Consider the following 22,887-nt stretch of genomic DNA (forward strand, 5'->3'; position numbering starts at 1 on the left):
GAAGCAGCCTAGTCTCTAAGTCAAGGCTGTAGAAGCCCATTGATCGACACGGAGTGGCGTCGATGGGTAGTTCACAAGGAGCTAACACTCGGTTTAAAACTTTAATTACTCTGAATATATTCAAGCGCGGTCATTTTTTTATAACTTACATTTGGATGTAAAATATGTGCTGGGTGTGGATCTACAACTTCTAACGCAATATTGTATTCGCGGGCTATTTCCAGCGCCATTTGGGTAATGTTAACGCTAAACGATGTACCCATAAATACAATTTTATCGGCATTGACCATGCGTTGTTGTGCTTCGCTAATTTTATATAACTCGGTGTAGTATTCATCAAATAATAATACAAACGGTTTAAAAGAGTGATTAATCACTGGCGCTTGGTTTTGAATATTAAACACCTCAAATAATGAGTTGTGTAAATGAGCCTCATCTACCTCATTCCAAGGGGTAATCACCGTTTCTACGTTTTCGCCTTGCTGATGAAACAGGGTCATTTGATCTAACCTGCCATGGACTGCAATATAGTTTTTATTTCCTGCTTTACCATCAAGCCCATCTATATTTTGCGTTATTAGGTTTTTATCTTTTAGCCAATAATGTACGTCGTTAGGGCCGTGGTTTCTATACGTTGCAAACCTGTGGTAATACCAAGCTAAAAACTCTTTAGGGGCGTTTTGATACATAGCGCGTGTGGCCATTTGCATTGGTGTATAATTTTTACTACCAATAGTCCAGTAACCATCTTCACCTCTAAAGGTAGGAATACCGCTGGCTGCGCTAACGCCCGCGCCTGTAATATATAACGTATTAATTGCTAACCTCTGCACTTACTATTTGAATCCAAGTTATGTAACATAAAATACTTAACTTACCTAACTGGCCTGCTTTTTTTATTATTTGAGCGTTTAATTTTAAGTTGGGTAATCTATGCTATTGGCACTCATTCTTTTGATTTTATACATGGCTTGATCTGCGTGTTTTATTAATTGATGGTCTGTTTCTCCGTGGGTGGGGTAATTTGCAATTCCAATACTCGGAGATACATTTAATGATAGCTCATCTAGTTTAAATGGCTGTTGGAACTGCCCAATTATTTTTCTTTTAATAGCCGTGGTATCGCCAGCGCTACTTAAGCCCTCTAGCACAATCAAAAACTCATCTCCGCCTAAGCGCCCTACTGTATCGTATTCTCTTACTACGCTTAAAAGCCGCTGTGCTATGTGTTGCAGTAACTTATCACCCATAAGGTGGCCATACGTATCATTAATAGCTTTAAAGCCATTAATATCAATAAATAATATCGAAAATAGTGTATTTTCTCTTTCTGCTTTTACTATTGCAGCCTGTAACCTGTCCATTAGTAATGAGCTATTTGGTAAACCTGTAAGCCCATCATGGCCAGCCATATAATGAAGCTGCTCTTCCATTTTTTTTCGCTCGGTAATATCGTGAGCAACTGCAATTCTTACTTGGTGATCTGATGACCAGCACACTGACCACAAAATATGAATTATTTGACCGTCTTTACGAACCCAGCGGTTTTCGAACCGTGAATGAGTTGTTTCGCCCGACAAAAGTGAAGCAACGGCATTATAAGTTTTATTATGATCGCCTTTATAAACGTAATCAATCATAGGCTTGCCTACTACTTCGGCAGCTTTATAACCAAATATTTGTTCAAACGCGGCACTTACAAATACAAACTTACCTACTTTATTTACCACGCACACAGCATCAAGCATTAAATCAAGCACATCTTCTAGTTCTATTAACTCATTTTTTGTCATACTATGTTTGCCTCTAAAGCAAGGTGAAGCTAGTTAAGTATTCAATATATTAACGTTAAAATATACTTGTAAAAATAGCAATAAATTGCTTTTGTAATCATGATTTTTTGTAGCAAAAGTAAAGTATTACTCATTGGTAGTTAAACTAAAACCCTCATTGCTGCAAAATAACGGAGTAATTATTATAACCAACGTGGTACTAATTCTTTATATTTTTTATATTGGGTGTTAAATATGCTCACTAAATGCTGCTCTTCAATCAACACCTGACGATATAACGCAGTAAGCCCAACCAGTAAACACACTAAGCTAAACACACTCGGCAATGCTAAAAAAAAGCCTAACTGCGCCGCAGCAACGCCTAAATACATAGGATTACGAGAATACGCATAAAAGCCGTTTACTTTTAGCTCATCGGGCCCTTGTGGGTCTATTCCTGAACGCCAAAGTGATGCCATATTAAAATGCACCACCATAGTTAATATAAAACCAACAGTTAATAAAGCATTACCTAGCATTACGCCTGGCCATGTATTTAACGGCACAAAAATTCCGAGGTAGTTATCGGTTGCAGGTATAAATACTCTTACAACACACACCAACCAAATAGCAGCTCTAAAAAAACGAAAAACGAAGTGATTCCACCAATTAGCGCAATATTTTGTCCCTGTAAAAATCACTCCCGATGGTGTATTGCTGTTTTTATAGAGTATTCTAACGGTGTAGAACCCCGCTACAAAGGTATAAAAAACGGCTAAATAAATGCGGGTAAATTCGATTAAGGACGCAGAGTCATTAATTAAAGGCTGATAGGTTATCAATATTAGTTACTCGCGGTGATTACTCAATTTTAATTATAAATTCATCATAGTATTCATACCGTTAAGAAACAAGGTAAACACAAATAATAAGCCAACTTTATGTTTAAGCCGGCTTATTAAAAGTTGCTTTAGGGAGCAGTTTAAAAGCTGTAGTTAAACCCAGCGTAATAACGCCTGCCCGAGTAGCTTGAGTTTAGTAACCGTGCGTCACTATCGTTACCTAAACGGGTAACCGACTCTGACTTGGTTAAGTTTATAATTGCTGCGGTAAAACTAAGGCCTTCGTATAAGTTAATTGAGGCATTAACATCAACTTGATCGTATGGGTCTTGGTACACGTTTAAGCCACTATTTAAGCCCAGTACCGTTTCGCCGCGCTTATTGTATGAGGCACGTATGTTAAAATCATCACCCTCAAAATAAACCGAAGTATTATATTGATACTTAGCACTGCCGATCAGTGGCGATTGTCCAAATGCTTCGCCATCTACGGTTACTTCTGCTTTATTGGTTTTGTTATAGGTGTAGTTAGCGTAAAAACCAAAGCCGCTATCAAAGGCATGTTGCAAAAACACCTCGGCTCCTTTAGATACCGCGTTAGTGCCATTACCTACTGTGCTGTAAGGAGTAATATTTATATTACCCGCCTCTACAATACCGTTTTTACCAGCAAAATTTTGTTGGGCGTTAATTACCACTGGCACTACAAAGTTATCAACTTTTTTATGAAATAGCGCTAAGCCAATTGCTGAGCCTTCAGCGTAATAATATTCGATAGATAAATCGGCTTGTACCGATATAAACGATTTTAAGTTTTTATTACCGCCACTGCCACTAAAGCCAGGTTGCTCGTTAAAATCGGCTCTGTCTTGTGCCCACTCGTCTGAAATATAACTAATGCGTTGCTGCGCGCCTAAATCAGCATAATCGGGGCGCGACATTACTTTAGCAACCGCGCCACGAATAACTAAGTCATCTGTGGCATCCCAGGCAATGTTAAAGCTAGGCAGTACTTGGGTGTCGGTGTTTTGTTGCACTACAAGTTGGTAATCCTCGACTGAGCGATCATCACCGGTAACAGGCTCCCCTGTTTCATCATTGGTATGATCTAAAAAGTAGGTATATAAATCGGTAGAAGCACTCATGGTTTTGCTGCGTACAACCCGTACTCCTAAATTACCTCTAACTTGATTAAATTCAAAGTCACCTTGCAGATAAAAAGCCGCTATTTTTTCTTCTATATCGTATACAAAGTTGTCTTCCATACGGGTGTAAGGCACGTAGTTACTGGTAATCATATCGCGGTATTTATCCCAATCAATACTGGGCATTTGGTTTATATTAAAGCCCCCTGCAATATTGCCTTGGTTAATAAAAACATCTTGCGCTGCCGGCATACCGTTATTCCACTGGTAACTGTCAAAGCGAGTTATGCCGCCCTCTTTGGCTTCCCCAGCGACAATATCAAAACGAGGATCTAAAAAGAAGGTATTACCGGTTTCGCGGTGTAATGTGGCTTCGCGGTATTTTACGCCGGTTTTAATGGTTGTTAAAAAGCCCCAATCGGTGTAAAAATCTAGATCGCCTTGGTAGTAACTTTCTTCAAGCTCGCTGCGTACAAAGCTTGAGTTTGATGAACCCGGATCGCGCCCACCGCCTACGCCACTGAGTAAATTAGCCAGTGTATTTGGGTCTATATTGAGGGTTACATCGTTTTTACCAAGTTGCCAACCAGCATTTTGCGCTGCGTTTTCAATGGTTGTTGGGTTTTCGCTGGTATTTGAGCTTTTATAGGCGGCCTCCCAACTTTCTTCTGGGCCGCCTTTTGAGCGAGTATTGCCCGCAACAAAGCGCGCTTTAAAATCATCACCTTCGTAAGTTAAATTAAAATCGAAGGTATCTGAACTCGACTCCTCACGAACATAACTGCCACGCATCCACGGAAACTGCATGTCACCTTGTGCGCCACTCGCTGTAGCATCAAACTGCATACCATTAACAATCGTGCCCGATTCATCCAAGTTCACATCGGTTAGGTAATCGGGATTTAACGACCACTCTGGCATATCAATAACCGACTCAGTTCTGTTTTGCCCCAGCGTAAAGCCAAAATAGTTTAATCCTATTTCTACACGATTGGTTGGACGCCACTGGGTACTAAACTGTATGCCTTCACGTTCACGTTTTTCATTAAGTACCGAGCCGCGCACGACTTGTGGAAACCACACGCCATCATAATTATTACCATTGGTATCGGTAATTGTATCCCAACTATTATTGTTATTGACCGCGTTACCATTTACATCTACCGGTTGACCATCACCTGTGTAGCGCCATACATTGGCATCGGTGCCACCCGAGAGGGTACGATTAGTGCGTTCTTGGCGAGTATAACCCACTAAAAAGCCAAGTGTTTCGGCATCGTTTTTCCAAGAATATAAACCGGTTAGTTGTGGCTCACTGTTTTGCGTTACGTCACTGTAAGTCCCTTCAACATTGAGCACTCCAGAATTTGCCTCCATGCTGAGCGGCTTACGGCTATGCATTATTACTGTGCCACCTACACCGCCTTCATCTAAACGCGCTTCGGGCGATTTATATACCTCAACACTGGCTATCATGGCTGAAGGGAGTAGCGTGTAATCAAACGAACGCGAAGGCTCACCTGGTGACGAGGCAATAAAATTACCGTTAAGCTGAGTAAAAGTAAGCTCAGACGACAAACCTCGAATACTTACCGATGCGCCTTCGCCGCCATCACGTTCAATCATTACCCCTGGTATACGTTGCAATGAGTCGGCTACGTTTTTGTCTGGAAACTTACCAATATCTTCTGCGGTTATAGCATCAACAACTGAGCTAGACATGCGTTTAATGTCGAGGTTTTCGGCCATACTGGAGCGAATCCCTCGTACTTCTATTACTTCTATATCGGCATTATTTTTAGCGGTGAGGGCTGGTTGCGCCGCATACGCGCTACCTATGGCAGATAAAACAGATAAACACAGCGCTGATTTTATAAATGTTAATGCTGGTAGTGAAAAGGGGCGATTATTGCAAGTACTCATGACAGTGTGCGGTTCCGTTTTATGCGCTTTTGATACTTAGCGGCAGCGCTATCAATAAAGGTCAATAGCGGGTCAAAAATTGCTGCTAAGTCTACAGCGCCAAACTTAATGGCCGATTAATAAAGTCGATAACTTACTGAATAGCTTATGTAAATAACAAAGTGTAACAATGTTTAACGTTATTTATAAAAAAGCCGGTAAAACTTTTACCGGCTTGACGTTGCACACTATGTACTAAGTTGGGTTTTTACTTGGTTGGCTTACTTGGTTGGCTTACTTGGCAGTGGGCCGAGGATCTCAGTCATTAATGACGCAGGCGGTAAACCCATTTGCATTTTTACCGCACCATTAGCATCGTGATAAAAAGTAGCGGGGGTGGCTCTGGCACCAACACTCATCATTATTTGATGGTTTTTCATTAATTGCGCATTTATGTGCTCAGGTGGATTTTTTAGCGGCTGTAATGTACCCACTAAATTATCGTTTTCAAACTTTTTTAACACTTCTTCAGGGTTGCTTGCACTCATAATAGCCGCCGCTTTGTCTAAGCTGTCGGCTTTTAAAATACCCACTAAAATATGGCGTATTTGTACCTCACCCGCATCCACCCAAGGACGCGCATTTTGCCAAAACTGTCTGCAGTAAGGGCAGTTTGGATCAGTGAAGGTATAAACTACTCGCTTTGCCGAGGCTGAACCATCAACTATCCAATGGCTACTCTCTAATGTTTGCCAGTCTTTTTGCGCTTTAGGGCCTGTAGCGTAGTCGTTTGCTGCTTGCTCTCCTACATTATTACCATTGGCGTCAAGCATAGGGCCGGTAAATAAATATTGCTCGTCGGCGGTGATATATAAAGTAATAACTTGGCCTTTAAAGTCGGCAACATAGCCTTTCATGTTGGCAGGCGCTGCAAACTCGCTGACTATTTCGCCGCCTTGCTCAGTAACTAACTTAAGGGGTGCTGGCAGTGCTTTTTGTTGAGCCAATATGGGCGAGGTAAACGCAAGTAATGGCAATAAATAAATTAACTTCATGAGGCATCCTTATTGTGCAGACTGTTGATTTATAGCTTGCATGTAATAACGCAAACTCGCGTGTGAGAGCTCTCCCATGTGACTGGTTACTAATTTGCCATCACTGCTATAAAAAAGCGTGGTTGGTAGCCCAGCAGCTCCGGATTCACGACTTACATTACTGTTTTGATCAAAAAACACATTGCGTAAGTCGAGCTGCTCAGCATTAATAAATTTTTGTACCGTAAATAAATCCTCTCCTTGGTTAACAAAAACAAAGGCTATATTAGGATTGTTTTTTTGCGCAGCCTGTAATACCGGCATTTCTTTACGACACGGTGGGCACCACGACGCCCAAAAGTTAATAACGACAGGTTTGCCTTTAAATGACTGTAAATCAACCTCTTTACCACGCAGGTTATATACCGCAGATTGTGGCAGCTCAACCCCAGCTTTATAAATAGAGGCAGCAAAGGTAGGCACCATAATGGTAAACAACGCGACAATAGCCGCTATGAAATAGGTTTTCAGCACTGCTTTTTTGCCTCGCGCATACAGCGCCAACACAAGCGCACCCGCCACCCAGCCATAAGAAGGCATAAAGCCGCCATCACTTATATTAATAAGTTGCCACCAGTTTTCTTGATACGCATCCCACATAATCAAAACAAACATTAATCGCGCAACAATAAAGCCCACTACAAACGCTTTAAATACAGTGTCTAAAATTGCTTTTTGCTGTGGTTGCTTACGGGTTTGTAAATAGGTAAGCAACCAAAATACGCCTAAGCCTAATAAAATAATAAGCTGCGAAATGGCAATAACAAACGGCCCGAGTGAAATACTTAACATGGCTATAAATCTTCTTTAAATACGGTTAGCCGCTATAGTATACAAAGCGTTAATTAAGCCAATATTAAGAGCAAAAATTAATAGTAAATAAGCACATAGCAGTTACTTCACCAATGGAAACAGGTATTCTAGCTAGGGTGTTTTAAACAGGGTAGCGAGTATGTTTGTATTGTTAGTGGAAGATGACGACGTAATAGCCGACGCTATTTGTACTTACTTAACCCACCAAGGGCTAGCCGTTGAGCACGTTAGTACACTAAGCGCAGCCACTACTTATATGCAATCGAGCAATTTTGATTTATGCATTCTTGATTTAAACCTACCCGATGGTAATGGCATTAACTGGTTAAGCTGGCTGCGTGACAATCGTTTTTCGCTACCCGTGCTTATTCTTACCGCCAGCAATACCATAGATGACAAAGTTATTGGATTAAAAAAAGGCGCCGACGACTACCTGGTAAAACCTTTTGATTTAAGAGAGTTATTAGCGCGGCTATTAAGCTTAAAGCGCCGCGCAAGCGATAGGCTCAGCAATACAATTACTCACGGCGCACTGCAATACGATTTAGAGCAACATAAAGCATTACTCAATGGCACGCTTGTTTGCTTGTCACGTAACGAGGACTTATTACTGCAAACCTTTTTAAATAGTCCGCAACAAATTTTAACCCAAAGCCAGTTAAAAAATGTACTTTATGGCGTGTGCGATGATGTAGCGAGTAACGCACTTAACGTACATATTTTTAATTTACGTAAAAAACTAGGCGCACCGGCAATAGAAACCATACGTGGCCTAGGCTTTAGATTAGGCACAATAGAGGTGAGCCACTAATGAGCTTGCGGTTACGGTTAACGGTATTGGTTGCAGCGGTCTTTTTAGGCTTTTGGCTTATCGCCAGTGTGTGGATGATATCGGGGTTAAACAATAAGTTAGAGGTTAACTTTGATCAGCGCCTGCGCTCAACCGCTTTTATGTTAGGTAACATTTTAGCCCACGTACCCAAAGATGCGCTCAGTAAAAGCCTCCCTGATATTATAAATGCCAGTGGGGTAAACACTGAAAAAGGCCTAACCTGTCAAATTAGCTCCCTGCAAGGCAGTATAATTGCCAGCAGTAACAGCCAATCGTTTCCCAATCAGCCTAGCTTAAACCAAGGTTTTAGTTATTTAAGCTCTGAGCAAGCGCAGTGGCGTACATTCACCTTAATTACTGCGCAATATAAAATTACCATTGCCGATAAAGTGGCCGAGCGCGATGTGCTCTATCACGACTTGCTCATTAGCATACTCATTCCACCGGCGTTAGCTATTTTTGTTGCCCTAATATTACTTTGGTTTGCAATTGGCACAGGAATACGGCCAATAAAGTTATTAATACACGCGCTTGAAAAACGCGGCAGTCACGACTTAGAACCGATACAGTTAAACCAGCCTTTAAAAGAACTGCAACCGCTTATAACTAGCCAAAATGCCTTAATGGCCCGCTTAGCAAAAGGGATCAGCCGCGAAAAACACTTTACCAGTAATGCCGCGCATGAGCTAAGAACCCCACTAGCCGGCATTTTAGCGCAAATACAATTAGCTGAGCTTACGCAAGATACCACCCAGCAAAAAGCACTAGGGCAAGCTAAAAAAAGTGCGCATAGATTAAATACTATTTTAGACAATCTACTGGTGTTAGCCCATGTAGATGCCGACACGCCGCTAAACATTACAGAGCCTTGGGAGCTTGATTCGTTAATTACTACTGTGGTAACAGAATCAAACAACAATAACGCCCGCTTAACCTATAATATAACAGCAAGCCAGCCAGTGTACTGTATTCCCAGTGCCATGCTCACTATAGTGTGTCGTAATTTACTTGATAACGCATTTAAGTACAGCAAAGCGAATACACCAGTCATTTTAGCCGCTAATTTAACAGCCACAGCACTAAAAATAACCATTAGTAACCACGCCCATATTAACCAAGCTGATTTAGCTAATATGGCAACTCGTTTTTGGCGTAAAGGCGCAGCAAACGGCGCTGGGCTTGGCCTATCAATTGTGGCCAGCATCGCCGAAAAGTACCAAGGTTCAGTTGCTTTTACAAATGACGAAGACAGATTTATAGTGAGTTTTAATCTGCCAATTAAAAATGTCAATCCTCAATAAGTTAGCTTCAAATTACCTAACAACTACTAGTTAACCTTACGTACTTATCGGCAAGCTCATCAATAGTTTCACTATGGGTTGGGTCTGGCTTAATACAATCAATTGGGCAGACACTTACGCAAGTAGGCTTATCATAATGACCTACGCATTCAGTGCATTTACTGGGATCTATTTGATATATTTTAGCCCCCATATAAATAGCCTCATTTGGGCACTCTGGATCGCACATATCGCAGTTAATGCATTTATTATTTATGAGTAGAGCCATTTTTAAGCCTTTTAAATTAATATCATTATAAAACAAAAAGATAAGTAAAAACAAAGGTGTGTAAAGGCTAACTTTTGTGCAGTTCTAGTTTAATAAAAAACCGCTATTTTTCATTAAATCGTAACACAAGTTAGTAACACAAATTTTTATTTTTGGGTGTAAATAACAGCCGCGAATTATGCCTATCATTCTCTGTTGCTTTGTTGATCTTAATCAATAAAAATCGCCGCAAGGCCTTTATTTATATAGGTTTAATCAAAGTGAAAAAACCATTGTCAACGCTTACCAAAGCTCAATACACGAAAGCGAAACTAGAATGGAAGCAACTTAAATCGCCATTTTCTATGCAGCACATAAATCGCTGTGTTATTTTGGCCTCTCAAATCATCTTTTTTGAGGAAAAAGAAAAATCAAAACAAGAGGTTAAGAAGCAAGATACGAAGCGATTATCGAAATATGAGGCACAACACAATCTTCGTCTTATATTTACCCTATCTGGAACAGTATCTTTTTACTCAGCTTTCCCTAAATCATCTGGTATAGCGAATACTAAATTAGGAGAAGCACCTGAATTAACAATAGCAAAAGCACGAAAGTTTACTGATCAAATGAAGTATGGCGTTTTAAATAATCATAATATTAAAACTGTGTTTGATGCTTATGAACAAAGCTTAATAGAGCGTCATAACACCGCACCCACTAAATTTGCAGCTTCATCGCTCAGAACATATCAATGCAGAATAAAAAAGCTCAGGCATCATTTCCCACTTAAGCGTGCGTTCCAATCTCTTACAGCTGGAGAGTTAGAAAAGATTGTAGATTTAATTATCCAGACAGAGTCCAATAACCAGGCAATCGAGCTTTTTGCACAGATTAGAAGAGTATGGCGATTTGCTAAGAACAAATTTAACTCAGGTAAAAACCCAGCAGCTGATATCGATGACTTTTACGTATCTGACCGTGTAGAAAGCCCTCGTCCTTGCCAAGTTTATACAGACTTAGATTCAATAGCTGAATTGTGGATAAACCTCGCGTCTGCACCAAATGTACATCAAAAAAATGCAGCTCGATTCATGATTTTGACAGGTATACGCCCTATTAATATTCCACAAATGAAGTGGGAGTGGCTCAATAGTATCCACTTCCCAACATTAATTACCTTTCCGGCATCTGTTGTCGGAGTTCGTGGAGAAATGAAAAACCAAAAAGAATACAAGTTGCCATTAACCAAAGCTATGCGTGCGATTATTTTGGAACAAAGAGCGTGGATGGAAAATGCGCTTCCGAACTGTAATCCTACTCATATATTTCTTCAGCCACGGGACGTTAGAAAGCCATTTGCAAAAAGATCGTTAGATAAGGTGATAAAAGATTATTCACCCGTTGATGCAGTAAAAGGTGATCAAAGAAATATTGTAATGAAAGGATCTGCTGGAGCCTTTTGCACAATGTGTCGAAGCTTTTTTAAATCCAACACAAAAGCGATTATGGTTGATAACGGCTACCATTTTAGACATGCAGAAGAACTAACCCGACTAGCGCTTCATCACCTTAGAAAAAACGATGATCCGAATGGGCTTAACTATGATAGGTCTGAAGAGTTATTTGGAACCTCTACAAAATTAAAATTTAATGTTTTTAAAATTCATGAAGTAAGTATTTTGAAAAGAGCGAAGGAGCTTGAAAGCCAAAAAATGAGACTTACCGGCATGCAAAGTAATCAAGCTAAAAATCTTAAAGAAAATAACGTAAAAAAAGCCCTGAGAGATAGAATTAAAGCTTATTTAGTTTACAAAGGTAGCTATGTAAATTTCATCAACCAGCCACTTGGAGACACTGGAAGGACAACAAAAGATTTAATATTAACAGCAGAGGGAAGAGCTGTCGTTGAGAGATATTTAGATGCCCATGAGGCCAAAGCAAAAAATAATTAAAAAAAGTTTAATTTCGACTTACCAAAGTTTTTGTAAAAAAAACTAATTTCATATCATTGCCTTATTAGAGCGATACCTCATCAATTATTTGAGGATTTTAACTTTTTTAAGGTTTTAATATTAATGGCAACATCAGTATTAAATTCAGTAAAACCATGTGAGGTCACGATTAAAAGTCGTGACCTTTGCATGGCTGAATTTAATGCATTTAAGCCACCGTACAATGACGAGTCAATGGAAGAGCTAGCCAGTCTTGCGACTATTATATTGGCGCAAGAAAAAGGAAAAAGACTTTCAAAATATCAACTTAAAGATCAAATAAGAATTGTCTTCCAGCATGATGGCATTATTAAATTTTTTACTCATTTTAAAAAAGAACATGGCATAAAAAACACAAAGATTGGTGATTCTAATGATATGAGTTTTTCAGCAGCGAAATTAAAAGCGGCCGAAATATACAAAAAGAACACCTCTAATTACACATTCGAATTTGTAGTGAGTAAACAAATAGAAAACTTACAGGCAATTAATAAACATAGCCCTAGCAAGTTAGCTAGCACCACAGTAAAAACATACACCTCTTACCTTAATGCAATTCAAAATGCCTTTGGTAAAAATACGTTATTTCAGACTATTACGCCTGAGATAATAGAAGCAACGCTTGACCAACTACTAACAGAGAAAAGTGGCCCGCATGTGGCTAAGCAATTCGAGCAGATGAAAAAACTGTGGGTATTCGCAAAAAATAAGTATAATAACGGCACTAATCCATTCCTAGAAGTAGACAATAATTATATATCGTCTAGAACTTCGAAGCCTATTGCTTGTAAGGCCTATACTGATATATCTCTAATTTCTCAGCTATACATAAACCTAAAAACATCTAAAAATAATACATTAATAAATGCCGTACTACTGATGATGTTTACTGGGCTAAGACCCATAAATATTTGTAACTTGCGTCTGTCGTATATAGATGATTTAGATAATCCTAAGTTTTTAACGTTTCCTGAAACAACCCATACCACTCGCGGTGCTATGAAAAACCAAAAAGAGTTTAAAATACAACTCACACCCGAGATGAAAAAAGCAATACAGCAAGAATTAAAATTAAACCCAGACACAAACCGTACCTACTTATTTTGCAAGGTTAAAGACGACTCAAAACCCATCAGTAAAGAGAGTTTAAACCGAGCTCTTAAATATCATGCGCCAAAAAACATGGTGGCGGCCCCGCGAGATAACATAAATATAAAAGGCTCAGCCGGAGCATTTCCAACACTACTTCGCAGCTTCTTAAAATCGCACATGAAAGAAGTGCTAACTAAAAAAATTGGGTCATCAACAATTGCTGAAATTGACTCTAAAAAAATGCTTCATCACTCTGTTTCAGAGCACGATCCGATGAGTAAACATTATGACCACTCGAATAAAATATATAACACTGATATTAAAGCACTTTATAAAAACTTTTCCCTTTTTGAGAAGGAAATACTCAAAGAAGTAAAAATACAGACTAAGTTAAAAAACAAAACGGTTAAAAAATCATTTTTTAAATTAGATTATTCAAATAAATTTATCGCCAAAGTCAAAAGTACAGTAAGTGCTTATTCAACTATCTGGAGTAATATAAACCAGCAAGCCCGAAAGCTTAAAAAGAGCCGCCCTATGCATATATTAGAGTAGCGTTTACATATAGCTATATAACTTTTTCTTTGCTTACAAACCCTATAAAGAGCTTTTACTAGGCGGTGCAGACTGATTTCTTATAAAAGCGGGGATATCAAAAATATCAGATGCTTTTGGCTTAGTAGCGACTACTTTAGAGCTTGACTCACTTTTATTGTCATCAATAACCATTTTAGAACTCGCGCCCGTAGCAATAACTAGCAGCTCATAATTGGTCGATAAGCTTTCTATTTTTGAAACACCACAAATAACTAAAGCATTTGAGCTTACTTGCTGACGTACTGTATCGGTAATGAGGTTATAACTACCTAGTGAAATTTCATCTTTACAGTTCACTTGTATTATCACACCTGTACTTGATGACATATCAACCTGATTAACAAGTGGGTTATTGAGTGCACTATCAAGTGCAGTAGTAAGCTCGCTTTCATCATTGCACTTACCAACACCCAGTACAGCATCACCCTGGCAATCCATAATTTTAGCAAAATCGTTTAAGTCAACATTAATAAGCCCCTGAAAACACAGCATATCGATGAGGGATTTTATCAATGAATGAAGTATTTGGTTGCTATGCTTAAAGGCGTCAAATAAGCCAATATCATTACCTAGCACTTCAATAAGTTGATCGTTAGGGAGCGTAATAACAGCATTAGCATGCTCTTTAAGCTCATTTAAACCTGCTTGCGCTATATTACTCCTAAACTGCCCTTCACTGCTAAATGGCAATGTAGCAACAAATATAATGGGTTTGCCATGCTCACTAGCAAGTTTTGCAATGTAAGGGCTGGCGCCAGTCCCAGTACCGCCACCCAACCCTGTTGCACACAGTATTATATCGCAGCCATTAATAAGCGTTAAAAGCTGCTCTTTACTCTCTTCTGCCGCTTGCAGCCCAACTTTAGGATCTGCTCCTGCACCATAACCATGAGTGAGCTCAGCACCTATAAGCACAGCTTCATCACTTTGTGTATGCTCAAGCACTACTTTATCGGTATTAACACTGTACAAGTGCGCCTGATCAGACTCGCGTTGCTCAAAAATACTGTTAAGCGTATTACAACCGCACCCACCAATACCAAATACACCGATTGATAAACCATCATTCTGCTGAATTAATTGAAACATAACACCTCCTTCATCTTTAAAAGGAGCATAACAAACAGGTGCGTCAATTTTTGACGCACCTAAATTAGTGGAGTTATTTATAAATGTTAGCGGCCGCTTTAAGCTTGCTAACAATTCTTTGTCGCAGCTTTTCAGGCTTAATAACCTCTAGCCAATGAGCACATTTAAATAGCTCATCAGTCAATTGCTCGGTATCAATAGTTTGGTAGGTAAGTAATACATTTTTTTCATCAATACTTTGCTTATCAGTCAGCTCGCCAAGTTCAATAAACTCTTGATTAACCGCAGAGTGGTTAGGCACTTTTACAATTAACTCGATCGTTTCTTGCTTCATACCTTTATTAATCGCACTGCGTAACGACTTTAACTGCTCAGTACTTGGCTCTCGTCGTGTTTTTTGCAAAATCTGTACATTGCGGATACGGTAAACCGGCATTTGATAGCATTTATCGTGAAGCGACCCCACCATAAACTGCGCCATCAACACACCGCCTTGCTCAACTAAGTTGTAAAAACTCAACTCAGCAAACTTCAACCAATGTGCTTCATCGTAAAGTACCCTATAAAGTTCAGCGCTCACTGCACGCTTATGCTTAATCGCATGCTCAATTTGTGCAACTAATTTGCTATCAATATTCACTTTTAAAGGCGGTTTTGGTAGGGTTGAAAGCCAATCGGGCAAAAGCCCATTAAAACGTTTAAGCGCCTGTTCTGCTTTAATATGCACAGAGCGTTTAACATCACTCGGGACTGATTGCGACAGTAACTGCTCTAGTAACAAATAATGCTCAGCTACTTCACTGCTCATAATTTTAGCGCTACCACCTCGCCACTGCGCATTAATAGACCAACCATATGGTTTACTGCGGGTATCTTTTTCAAGCCCAAAGCAACCTTGCTCGTAAAGTGATTGTAGGTCTCGCTGGAGCATGCGAGTTGAAATATCAAAGCCACGTTCAAGCAGTTTTCGCTGTAGCTGTTGGGTCGAGATAGAGCTAGGCGTTATTGCCACAAGCTCTAAAATTGATAAATGACGATGTGAATTCATTAAATTAGGTGGGAAGTAGTCATTTATGAATTACTCTAAAGTGCTCTTGGATACTTCGTCCAAATTTTATGTCAGCTGATAAAGCTATACGATACCCACGTAAATAATGTTTATCTAACTTTGATCGATCTTTTAAAGGTACTGTTATGAGCTTTTTTTTCATAACTTCAACCGCATCCCATGCAGAAATATCAACTTCAAGAGAGGCTATTATTACTTGGTTTCCAGGACTCCCTGTAATACCAAGTATTAACGTCGGAGACAGTTTTTTATCTTTAATCCAAGTCCCTAGATATTTATCATTTCCTAATTGCCAATATTTTTCTACTCTTTCGACGATTGCATCATCACTAGGTGGGTCTACTAAATTATACCCAACTCTATCGCCTAGCGTTTTATCTGTGACCTTAACTAATATAATTGACTCTGTATTCCCTTTAAACAAACAGTCATATTCTAAAGGTTGTTGCTCAAGCCTAGTAATGTATTTTTCTGGCACACCCAAAGGACGAAAACTGTACTTAGAAGACTCTTTTCGCATATTAAATTCAGGCTGGTGAGTAGAAATTAATGCTTCTTCAACAGCAATAGCTGTTTGTTCATTTTCATACGGGCCTGCTATTTCGAGCTTATAGCTTGCTTTTTTCAGCCAATTCTCAAGTTCACTATTATGTGTCTTTTTTTGGTGCGATGAGGCTCGTGTAGCAGACTTGCCCCTCCCCGCATATTTAATTTTGGAAGTCTTTGGGTCTCTGTATATATAGACATACTGTTCATTAACTTTCATAGATATCCTTTTAAGAATTAAAGCTTTTAACTATTTCTAAGTTATAAGCTGTGAGAAGTCCACTATTCTGTAGCGATAATTAGATGTAACTAATTCTAAAAACTAAATAACAAACCCAATCTTCTGCTTTTCGCCTTCTTTAAGATCGTTTTGCTCTTGTAAAATCGATAACATTCGCTCTTGAGTCATGCGCTTTTTTGAAAACTTCATTTGCCTTTTTACAATCGCAAAGTCACCTGGTGTGAGCTTTGTAAGCTTGTATAACTCATGCATTAGGTGCTTATTTAATACTCCTGGGCCTAAAGTATCTTTAAATAATTGCTTAGCCTGTACCGGAGTCAAATAGGTTAAATTTAAATTAAAATCAAATCGCCTCATTACCGCTTTATCTAAATTTTTAGCAAAGTTAGTTGCTGCAAAAAGTGGGAGTTGAAATTGCTCCATATGGCATAGTAATTCATTAACTGTTAGCACTTCCCAATTTGCCGTCGCTTGTTCACGACTACATAGCAAGCTATCTGCCTCATCAATAAATATTGCACTTCCTTCTTGTGTAGCTTGTTTAAATAGTTGAGCAATATTCTGCTCACTTTCGCCAACCCACTTGCTTAATAAGTCAGATGCTTTCACAGAAATAAGTTTAGAATCAGCTTTTCCGCATAAGTAATTTACAAAAGCTGTTTTACCTGTGCCAGGCGGGCCTGTTAGCAGAGTTCGTGAACTCGAATACTCTATTACAGCCTCTTCAACCTGTTCGAGTGATGAATATTCGGACTCTATATTTACCATTTTAGGATTAAATTTTTGCGCTGCTTGATAAGTCAGCTCGTGTGTTGAAAAGCCGCATGCAGTTAAAGTATCTTGAATATTCTCTTCTATGCATTCACGCGCGGTTTGTGCTTTAAATCCGCATAACCTAGCTACATGAACAGCTTTAGCAATATGAGCTGGCAGTAAGTTTTTTTGAGTAGCTAATTTACTTATAAATCTATTACCAACACTCAAACCTTTAACATATTTGCCAATCATTTTTTCTTTAGTCGTTTTGTTTAGCTCAGGAATTTCGTAAACAATATTAAATCGCCTAATAACGCTCTGTGGTAAATCTTCTAAATGATTTGTGATCCAAATACTCACTACAAGATGATTTTCAATATAAGTATGAAGTAGCTCTTTTGAGAAGCTTTTAGAGAATAAATCACGCTCAAAAATGTTTTCACACTCATCCAATAACAATATTGTTTTTTTACGCTTACCTACCAACTTACTCACCACATTAAAGTGCTCTAAACGCAGCTCAGAGCTTGCGCTTCGACTATCGAGCTCGTTTGTTGGGTTTATTAAGTTACTGCCTTTAGCTTGTACCTTTAGCAACTGTGAACCACAGGCTTGCGCTATATATTTCGCCAATGAAGTTTTGCCCGAACCTGGCACACCATAAAATAAAATACTCAATGCTTGCCCACCCGTTTTAGTCGCATTTTGCGTGGCTTTTAGTAAAGTATTTAAATCTAAGTGAGATAAATCAGCAGCGCTAAGTTCAGAAGCTTCACAAGGAGAGACCAAGTTAGATAAAATATCACTTTCACTATTTAACTTACCCTCGAGAAGACTTTTAGCAATTGCGTTTGGTAATATTAAAAACTCATCTTCCCCAGCAAATATCTCCATATCCATTGAATACATGCCAGATTCAATGATTAATCCAATTTGCTTGTTGAGTAGTGCTTCATCAATACCAATCACATAAGCTATTTTTTCTAAAATAACGCTCGCGTAATCGTCACGTAAGTATTCGACAAGTTCGCGCAATGGCTTACTGAGCGTCATGCAACACGAAAAAATAACTAAAGGAGTTACCGCTTTTGGTAGATCAAACGCTTCACAAAATATATGCACATTTTTTTGTAACGTTTTAGGCATTGTGTTTAATGCTAAATGATCTAATCGCAAGATCAAATCATCAGCATCTAAGCACTGTAAATTTGTATAGCTAAAGCCCGAAATGTTACATAAAGCCTTTTTAAATAGCTTATCTTGCCAAAGCTCTTCTACGTCGAACTCTTCTAATAATTCAGTGGAAAAGTGTGCCACAATACGTTTTAATTGAGGGGTTGTGTTCATGCTATGTACCTAGTTATTGTTAATCAATGAGCACATAGTAGCTGGGTGAAATATTTTCAGATCACGTAAGAAAATCAAACACAAAACGGCATAAGCCATTGAACTTAAAGTAAATAAAAAAGGTTTTTCTTTTTTTATTTAGAAAAACAAACGTTAAAAAATAAGTGTTTGTTTTATAATGAATATTATAGCAATATACAGACTATAACGTTGAAATGGACTTTATATGGAAGAAGTTAATTTAAAACCAGGCTCGGTAGATAACCCTATTGTTTTAAAGAATAAGCATCAAAATACTAAGCTCACTCAAAAGCATCTCAAAAATAGTAAAATCTATATACATAGACCACTACTGCAAAAATACACTAAAAATAACAATGGTGAGAAAGGGTTTTCTTTTGACAAGGCCCCCGAAAGCTTTGAATCTTTTACCAATAACGTGATTTCAAATCCCAATTTGAAACCTATTGATATTAAAGTGGCCTTAGGATTGTTTAATATTTTGGATCAAATCAATGCAGGTGAAGGAGTTGTTTTTATTTGCAGTACAAATGAACTTGTATATCAATATTATGGTGAAGATAATTTAGAGGTTCACTTTACAAATATGGACACCGCCGATATTGAACTGACCCCGCTTCATGAACTCATATCAAAAAAGCTCAACTCAAAAATTAGTAACGACAGCTTAAACAAGGTTTTAATTAGACTTGATAGCTTTCACTATATAAATGTCACGCCCATTACTTACCAAAATTCGAAACTTGGTATCAACGATAAATCATTAAAAAAAGGAAAAGCATATCTAAAATTTATAGAGATTAACGATATGATGAACTCTAAATGCTTAGAGAGCATTTGGATTTAGGGAAGCATTCAAACTTTATTTAGAATACTCACGAAGGACACAAAATATGAACATAGATGAATCAAAATTATCAAGCAGTGAATTAGCCTCAGATTGGTTTAGAGCTAATCCCCTTTTTGTTGACCCTAGCAATCTATTAGCTATTCATATATCTACCTATTATAAAGCGGGTGCCAAAAAGTGGCGTAAAGATTCACCAGTAAAAATAGTCTTTGGTAGCAATGGAGAAGCTGGTCGTATTTCTGTGACTCCAAAGCCTATTCAAAACGAAATAAAAGTAAGATTTGTTCCTTTAAATAAAGAGGATCAAATAACCTCATTTATTAATGAAAGCAAACCGCAGTCTGTCGATATTTCAATTTCAAAAGGTCAGAGTAAAGAGCTTCCTACGATTGAATTAGTTACAGCAATTAGCCAAAAATCATTAACTGAATCTTTGAATGTGATAGATCAGATTATTAATAATTTTGACTTTAGAGACTTCGATAAAAAAAATCTAGTATTTGACACTATGAATACTATTAATGCAGAAGCTTTTCAAGGAGCTATTAATGCGAGTGAAATAAGGAGGAAGTACCCCGAATACAGTACGATGGTTTTAAATGAAGCCAGAATGGAAAAGCACTTTCAAAAATGGTTACAAAGTAAAGATATAGAGAGTACGGTACAAGACCGTGATGGCTTATTTCGTAGAGATGTTACTTTCACAAAAGGCAATACTTACATAATTGCAGAGTTAAAATACACAAGTTCAGCTAGACAAGACATTGAAGCTGCAATAGGCCAATTACTGAGATACCAGTTGCATCCATTAGCACAAAAACCAGGTGATGAATTATTAATAGTTTCCGGTAACATCCCTAAAAAAGAGGATATTCAATGGTTTAAACTTATCAAAGAGAAACTAAATTTACCTTTATCTTTCTTATATGAGTCAAAATCTAAAGACTGTTTTTTAGGAATCGAAGATTAATACTTAAAAAAGTCTAAATGTGAGCTCGATTTAAAAATCAAGCTCTACATCCATTTTGTCTAAAGCCACCTTCAGACAGCTTAATCTTTAATGTTATAAATTGGCTGCCGCCGCAGTCAGTTGTAAGTCAGTTTTGATTGATACCGGCTTGATGAACATTGTAAAACACGTTAAATTTTTTTATCTAATTTGACGCTGAAAATTTTCAAAGTTATTTAAGGCGTCGAACGCAGTAAATACAGTCCAACCATGTCTTCTTAATATATTAGAATTACTCATATTAATAAGCACAGCGACCTTTCGTCGTGGCCAGCAAAGATCAATTGAAACAAATGTTTCTTTATCTTGAATAACAATCCCTAGCTCAGCACCTGGTAACCTAGTCGACTCACATTTTTGTAAAAGGCCATCTAATGCTGTATCCGCACACTCTCGCAGATTATCGTAATTAAACACGTCAAACTTATGTTGCTCACGTCTTAGTTGGTTAATTTTGAGAATATCTGAGTTGCTTACATATATATGATCATGATGTGGCTGCTTTTTATGACAATCTGCACAAAGTACTCTCAAATTATCTCGTTCATTATCTGCTTTATTCCCATTGATATGATGAGTATGTAAGAGCCTTTTTTCAGATTTAAGGTCAACGCCGCATTGCTCTATTAAGCGACAATTACGGTGGCCGGTCTAGCGACAATTATCTTGGCCGGTTGATCTGATAAAGTTCGGTATAGCAGAACGGAGGAGTTCACTGTGCCGGGAACACGAATCACTGATCAGCAGGTCACTATTTATATGAAACATAGAAAGCGTAATAGCCAAGTTATCGCGGCTGCGAAAGCAGGTATTTCTGAACGTTCAGCAAGGCGCATTGATAAACTGGATGAGCAGCCATTGTCTAATAAACGCCAATGGCGAACGCGTATAGATCCACTTGAATCTATCTGGGACAGTATTGTTGTCCCCCTACTTCAGGGTGATGCAACGTTAACTCCAGTGGGAATTTTTGATCATCTTTGCGAGTTTCACACCGACAAATTTAACCCGAGTTCACGGCGTACATTAGAGCGTCGAATTCATAAATGGCGGGCACTGTATGGCTCAAGCAAAGAGGTCGTATTCCTGCAAACACACGAGTATGGCCTATTAGGTATATGTGATTTCACACATGTGAAGTCACCCGTTACCATTGCTAGTGAACCCCTTAAGCATATGTTGTTTCATTATCGTATGCCCGCCAGTGGCTGGGCTTACGCCCAAGTGATTTACGGCGGTGAAAGCTTTGCTGCTTTTTCTGATGGTGTGCAAAACGCATTTAAAGCAGCCGGCGGTGTGCCTAAAGAAGTGCGTACAGACAGTCTGAGTGCCGCGTATCGTAATCATACTAATGATAATGATTTTACAGAGCGCTTTAATGAGCTAGTTATCCATTATGGCTTTAAAGCGACCCGCAATAACCGTGGTATTGCGCATGAAAATGGGGCTATTGAGAGCCCTCATGGGCATCTTAAATCGCAACTGGAGCAAGCATTAAAAATCCGTGGTAGTTATGACTTTCAGACAAGAGAAGTCTATGAATCGTTTGTTGCAGACATTGTTGCTCGCCGTAATCGCCGTGTAAGTGATAAGTACGCAGTAGAGCAGCGACAATTACACGCTTTACCACGGACGATGAGCGTCAATTACACCGAGCATTATCTAACGGTGTCACGTACGAGTACGATTTCATTGAAACGTGTTACCTATAGCGTCCCGTCACGCCTTATTGGTAGCCGATTACTTGTTCGTTTATATGACAACCGTTTAGAGCTGCGCTATGGCAGCGATTTAGTTCAAACGTTAGCGCGTGTCTATGCTTCTAAAGGGTGCCGTGCACGTAATATTAGTTACTTGCATGTTATTGACGCACTGGTTAAAAAACCATTAGCATTTCGCTACTCACAACTACGTGACGACTTACTCCCAAACGACAATTACAAAGCTATTTGGGAATACGTTAATGCCCACCTTTTAGCGGATGAAGCGAGCTATTACATAGTAAAACTGCTCCATTTAGCTAAACAAAGTGGGTGTGAGCGTCAATTAGGGCGATTTGTAGCAGCGTCAATTACTCAGCGACAATTACCGGCCATCCGAGAATGTGAAGCGCAATTTTTAGTGATTGCATCAAACAGACCCACAATGACAATAAAGCAACACAGCTTGAGCGCTTATAGCAGCATGATACCGGGAGGCCTACATGGATAACTTCACGGCCTCGTTACCTTTAATGCTGAAACAATTAAAGCTTAGCACCATGCTTCAACAGTGGAATACCCTGGGCAAAAAAGCGATAGAAGAACAATGGAGCCCACAGCAATACTT

At 38.8% G+C, this 22,887-nt stretch carries 19 protein-coding genes; 7 read left to right on the forward strand and 12 right to left on the reverse strand.

Annotated features, from left to right (window positions below; all coding sequences use genetic code 11):
* Positions 1 to 101: 101 nt before the first annotated feature.
* The 6 genes from AAEY55_RS16495 to AAEY55_RS16520 form a co-directional block, all read right to left on the reverse strand.
* On the reverse strand, positions 102 to 818 hold the full coding sequence (locus AAEY55_RS16495) for a Sir2 family NAD-dependent protein deacetylase (RefSeq protein WP_089369326.1): 717 nt from the start codon (positions 816 to 818) through the stop codon (positions 102 to 104).
* A gap of 99 nt (positions 819 to 917) precedes the next feature.
* Entirely contained in the window at positions 918 to 1,793 is an 876-nt protein-coding gene (locus tag AAEY55_RS16500) for a sensor domain-containing diguanylate cyclase (RefSeq protein WP_350552287.1), read from the reverse strand.
* Positions 1,794 to 1,975: 182 nt separating this feature from the next.
* The gene (locus AAEY55_RS16505; RefSeq protein ID WP_089369325.1) at positions 1,976 to 2,611 is read right to left on the reverse strand and encodes an isoprenylcysteine carboxylmethyltransferase family protein; all 636 of its coding nucleotides are present in this window, start codon (positions 2,609 to 2,611) and stop codon (positions 1,976 to 1,978) included.
* Between the two features lie 143 nt (positions 2,612 to 2,754).
* On the reverse strand, positions 2,755 to 5,682 hold the full coding sequence (locus AAEY55_RS16510) for a TonB-dependent receptor (protein ID WP_350552290.1): 2,928 nt from the start codon (positions 5,680 to 5,682) through the stop codon (positions 2,755 to 2,757).
* 260 nt (positions 5,683 to 5,942) lie between these two features.
* Positions 5,943 to 6,716: a thiol:disulfide interchange protein DsbG gene (dsbG, locus tag AAEY55_RS16515; protein ID WP_089369117.1), complete on the reverse strand. Its 774-nt coding sequence runs from the start codon at positions 6,714 to 6,716 to the stop codon at positions 5,943 to 5,945.
* Positions 6,717 to 6,725: 9 nt separating this feature from the next.
* Positions 6,726 to 7,547, reverse strand: coding sequence for a TlpA disulfide reductase family protein (locus AAEY55_RS16520; RefSeq protein ID WP_089369116.1), 822 nt, complete (start codon positions 7,545 to 7,547; stop codon positions 6,726 to 6,728).
* A 160-nt stretch (positions 7,548 to 7,707) separates the two neighbouring features.
* On the opposite strand from AAEY55_RS16520, the gene AAEY55_RS16525 reads away from it, so the two are divergent.
* Together AAEY55_RS16525 and AAEY55_RS16530 are read left to right on the forward strand one after the other, a co-directional pair.
* Positions 7,708 to 8,379 carry a response regulator transcription factor gene (locus AAEY55_RS16525; protein ID WP_089369115.1) on the forward strand — a complete coding sequence of 224 codons (672 nt, stop codon included), beginning with the start codon at positions 7,708 to 7,710 and terminating at the stop codon, positions 8,377 to 8,379.
* Entirely contained in the window at positions 8,379 to 9,701 is a 1,323-nt protein-coding gene (locus tag AAEY55_RS16530) for a histidine kinase dimerization/phospho-acceptor domain-containing protein (RefSeq protein ID WP_089369114.1), read from the forward strand. The genes AAEY55_RS16525 and AAEY55_RS16530 overlap by 1 nt, the downstream gene beginning before the upstream one ends.
* A 16-nt stretch (positions 9,702 to 9,717) precedes the next feature.
* Here AAEY55_RS16530 and AAEY55_RS16535 read toward each other — a convergent pair whose 3' ends face one another.
* A complete protein-coding gene (locus AAEY55_RS16535) occupies positions 9,718 to 9,969 on the reverse strand; it encodes a YfhL family 4Fe-4S dicluster ferredoxin (RefSeq protein WP_182678491.1) in 252 nt (83 codons plus the stop codon).
* 260 nt (positions 9,970 to 10,229) lie between these two features.
* Here AAEY55_RS16535 and AAEY55_RS16540 point away from each other — a divergent pair, with 260 nt between their 5' ends.
* Both AAEY55_RS16540 and AAEY55_RS16545 read left to right on the forward strand, forming a co-directional pair.
* The gene (locus AAEY55_RS16540; protein WP_350552295.1) at positions 10,230 to 11,903 is read left to right on the forward strand and encodes a hypothetical protein; all 1,674 of its coding nucleotides are present in this window, start codon (positions 10,230 to 10,232) and stop codon (positions 11,901 to 11,903) included.
* Positions 11,904 to 12,092: 189 nt separating this feature from the next.
* Positions 12,093 to 13,589 (forward strand): tyrosine-type recombinase/integrase, encoded by a 1,497-nt coding sequence (locus tag AAEY55_RS16545; RefSeq protein ID WP_350552298.1) that lies wholly within the window; start codon positions 12,093 to 12,095, stop codon positions 13,587 to 13,589.
* A 42-nt stretch (positions 13,590 to 13,631) separates the two neighbouring features.
* On the opposite strand, the gene AAEY55_RS16550 is transcribed toward AAEY55_RS16545, so the two are convergent.
* The 4 genes from AAEY55_RS16550 to AAEY55_RS16565 all read right to left on the reverse strand — a co-directional run bounded on the left by AAEY55_RS16550 (position 13,632) and on the right by AAEY55_RS16565 (position 18,679).
* A complete protein-coding gene (locus AAEY55_RS16550) occupies positions 13,632 to 14,720 on the reverse strand; it encodes a cell division protein FtsZ (protein WP_179808107.1) in 1,089 nt (362 codons plus the stop codon).
* A gap of 73 nt (positions 14,721 to 14,793) precedes the next feature.
* Complete coding sequence (locus AAEY55_RS16555; RefSeq protein ID WP_350552301.1) at positions 14,794 to 15,768, reverse strand: WYL domain-containing protein; 975 nt, start codon at positions 15,766 to 15,768, stop codon at positions 14,794 to 14,796.
* A 19-nt stretch (positions 15,769 to 15,787) separates the two neighbouring features.
* Complete coding sequence (locus tag AAEY55_RS16560) at positions 15,788 to 16,555, reverse strand: hypothetical protein (RefSeq protein ID WP_179808108.1); 768 nt, start codon at positions 16,553 to 16,555, stop codon at positions 15,788 to 15,790.
* A gap of 102 nt (positions 16,556 to 16,657) precedes the next feature.
* A complete protein-coding gene (locus tag AAEY55_RS16565) occupies positions 16,658 to 18,679 on the reverse strand; it encodes an ATP-binding protein (RefSeq protein WP_350552304.1) in 2,022 nt (673 codons plus the stop codon).
* 226 nt (positions 18,680 to 18,905) lie between these two features.
* On the opposite strand from AAEY55_RS16565, the gene AAEY55_RS16570 reads away from it, so the two are divergent.
* Complete coding sequence (locus AAEY55_RS16570) at positions 18,906 to 19,547, forward strand: hypothetical protein (RefSeq protein ID WP_350552307.1); 642 nt, start codon at positions 18,906 to 18,908, stop codon at positions 19,545 to 19,547.
* A 46-nt stretch (positions 19,548 to 19,593) separates the two neighbouring features.
* The gene (locus tag AAEY55_RS16575; RefSeq protein WP_179808111.1) at positions 19,594 to 20,520 is read left to right on the forward strand and encodes a hypothetical protein; all 927 of its coding nucleotides are present in this window, start codon (positions 19,594 to 19,596) and stop codon (positions 20,518 to 20,520) included.
* A 180-nt stretch (positions 20,521 to 20,700) separates the two neighbouring features.
* Here AAEY55_RS16575 and AAEY55_RS16580 read toward each other — a convergent pair whose 3' ends face one another.
* Complete coding sequence (locus tag AAEY55_RS16580; protein WP_350552310.1) at positions 20,701 to 21,093, reverse strand: hypothetical protein; 393 nt, start codon at positions 21,091 to 21,093, stop codon at positions 20,701 to 20,703.
* A 183-nt stretch (positions 21,094 to 21,276) separates the two neighbouring features.
* On the opposite strand from AAEY55_RS16580, the gene istA reads away from it, so the two are divergent.
* Complete coding sequence (gene istA, locus AAEY55_RS16585; RefSeq protein ID WP_350544848.1) at positions 21,277 to 22,770, forward strand: IS21 family transposase; 1,494 nt, start codon at positions 21,277 to 21,279, stop codon at positions 22,768 to 22,770.
* Positions 22,771 to 22,887 lie beyond the last annotated feature (117 nt).

The sequence above is a fragment of the Pseudoalteromonas sp. 120-MNA-CIBAN-0494 genome, from assembly GCF_040308885.1.
GTDB classification, from domain to species: Bacteria; Pseudomonadota; Gammaproteobacteria; order Enterobacterales; family Alteromonadaceae; genus Pseudoalteromonas; species Pseudoalteromonas nigrifaciens.

Excerpts from the sequence above, each read along its gene's own strand:
- AAEY55_RS16500 (WP_350552287.1), bottom strand. The coding sequence starts at position 1,793 with ATGACAAAAAATGAGTTAATAGAACTAGAAGATGTGCTTGATTTAATG.
- dsbG (WP_089369117.1), bottom strand. The coding sequence starts at position 6,716 with ATGAAGTTAATTTATTTATTGCCATTACTTGCGTTTACCTCGCCCATA.
- AAEY55_RS16525 (WP_089369115.1), top strand. The coding sequence starts at position 7,708 with ATGTTTGTATTGTTAGTGGAAGATGACGACGTAATAGCCGACGCTATT.
- AAEY55_RS16555 (WP_350552301.1), bottom strand. The coding sequence starts at position 15,768 with ATGAATTCACATCGTCATTTATCAATTTTAGAGCTTGTGGCAATAACG.
- AAEY55_RS16520 (WP_089369116.1), bottom strand. The coding sequence starts at position 7,547 with ATGTTAAGTATTTCACTCGGGCCGTTTGTTATTGCCATTTCGCAGCTT.
- AAEY55_RS16545 (WP_350552298.1), top strand. The coding sequence starts at position 12,093 with ATGGCTGAATTTAATGCATTTAAGCCACCGTACAATGACGAGTCAATG.
- AAEY55_RS16550 (WP_179808107.1), bottom strand. The coding sequence starts at position 14,720 with ATGTTTCAATTAATTCAGCAGAATGATGGTTTATCAATCGGTGTATTT.
- AAEY55_RS16570 (WP_350552307.1), top strand. The coding sequence starts at position 18,906 with ATGGAAGAAGTTAATTTAAAACCAGGCTCGGTAGATAACCCTATTGTT.
- AAEY55_RS16535 (WP_182678491.1), bottom strand. The coding sequence starts at position 9,969 with ATGGCTCTACTCATAAATAATAAATGCATTAACTGCGATATGTGCGAT.
- AAEY55_RS16560 (WP_179808108.1), bottom strand. The coding sequence starts at position 16,555 with ATGAAAGTTAATGAACAGTATGTCTATATATACAGAGACCCAAAGACT.
- AAEY55_RS16565 (WP_350552304.1), bottom strand. The coding sequence starts at position 18,679 with ATGAACACAACCCCTCAATTAAAACGTATTGTGGCACACTTTTCCACT.
- AAEY55_RS16530 (WP_089369114.1), top strand. The coding sequence starts at position 8,379 with ATGAGCTTGCGGTTACGGTTAACGGTATTGGTTGCAGCGGTCTTTTTA.
- AAEY55_RS16575 (WP_179808111.1), top strand. The coding sequence starts at position 19,594 with ATGAACATAGATGAATCAAAATTATCAAGCAGTGAATTAGCCTCAGAT.
- AAEY55_RS16510 (WP_350552290.1), bottom strand. The coding sequence starts at position 5,682 with ATGAGTACTTGCAATAATCGCCCCTTTTCACTACCAGCATTAACATTT.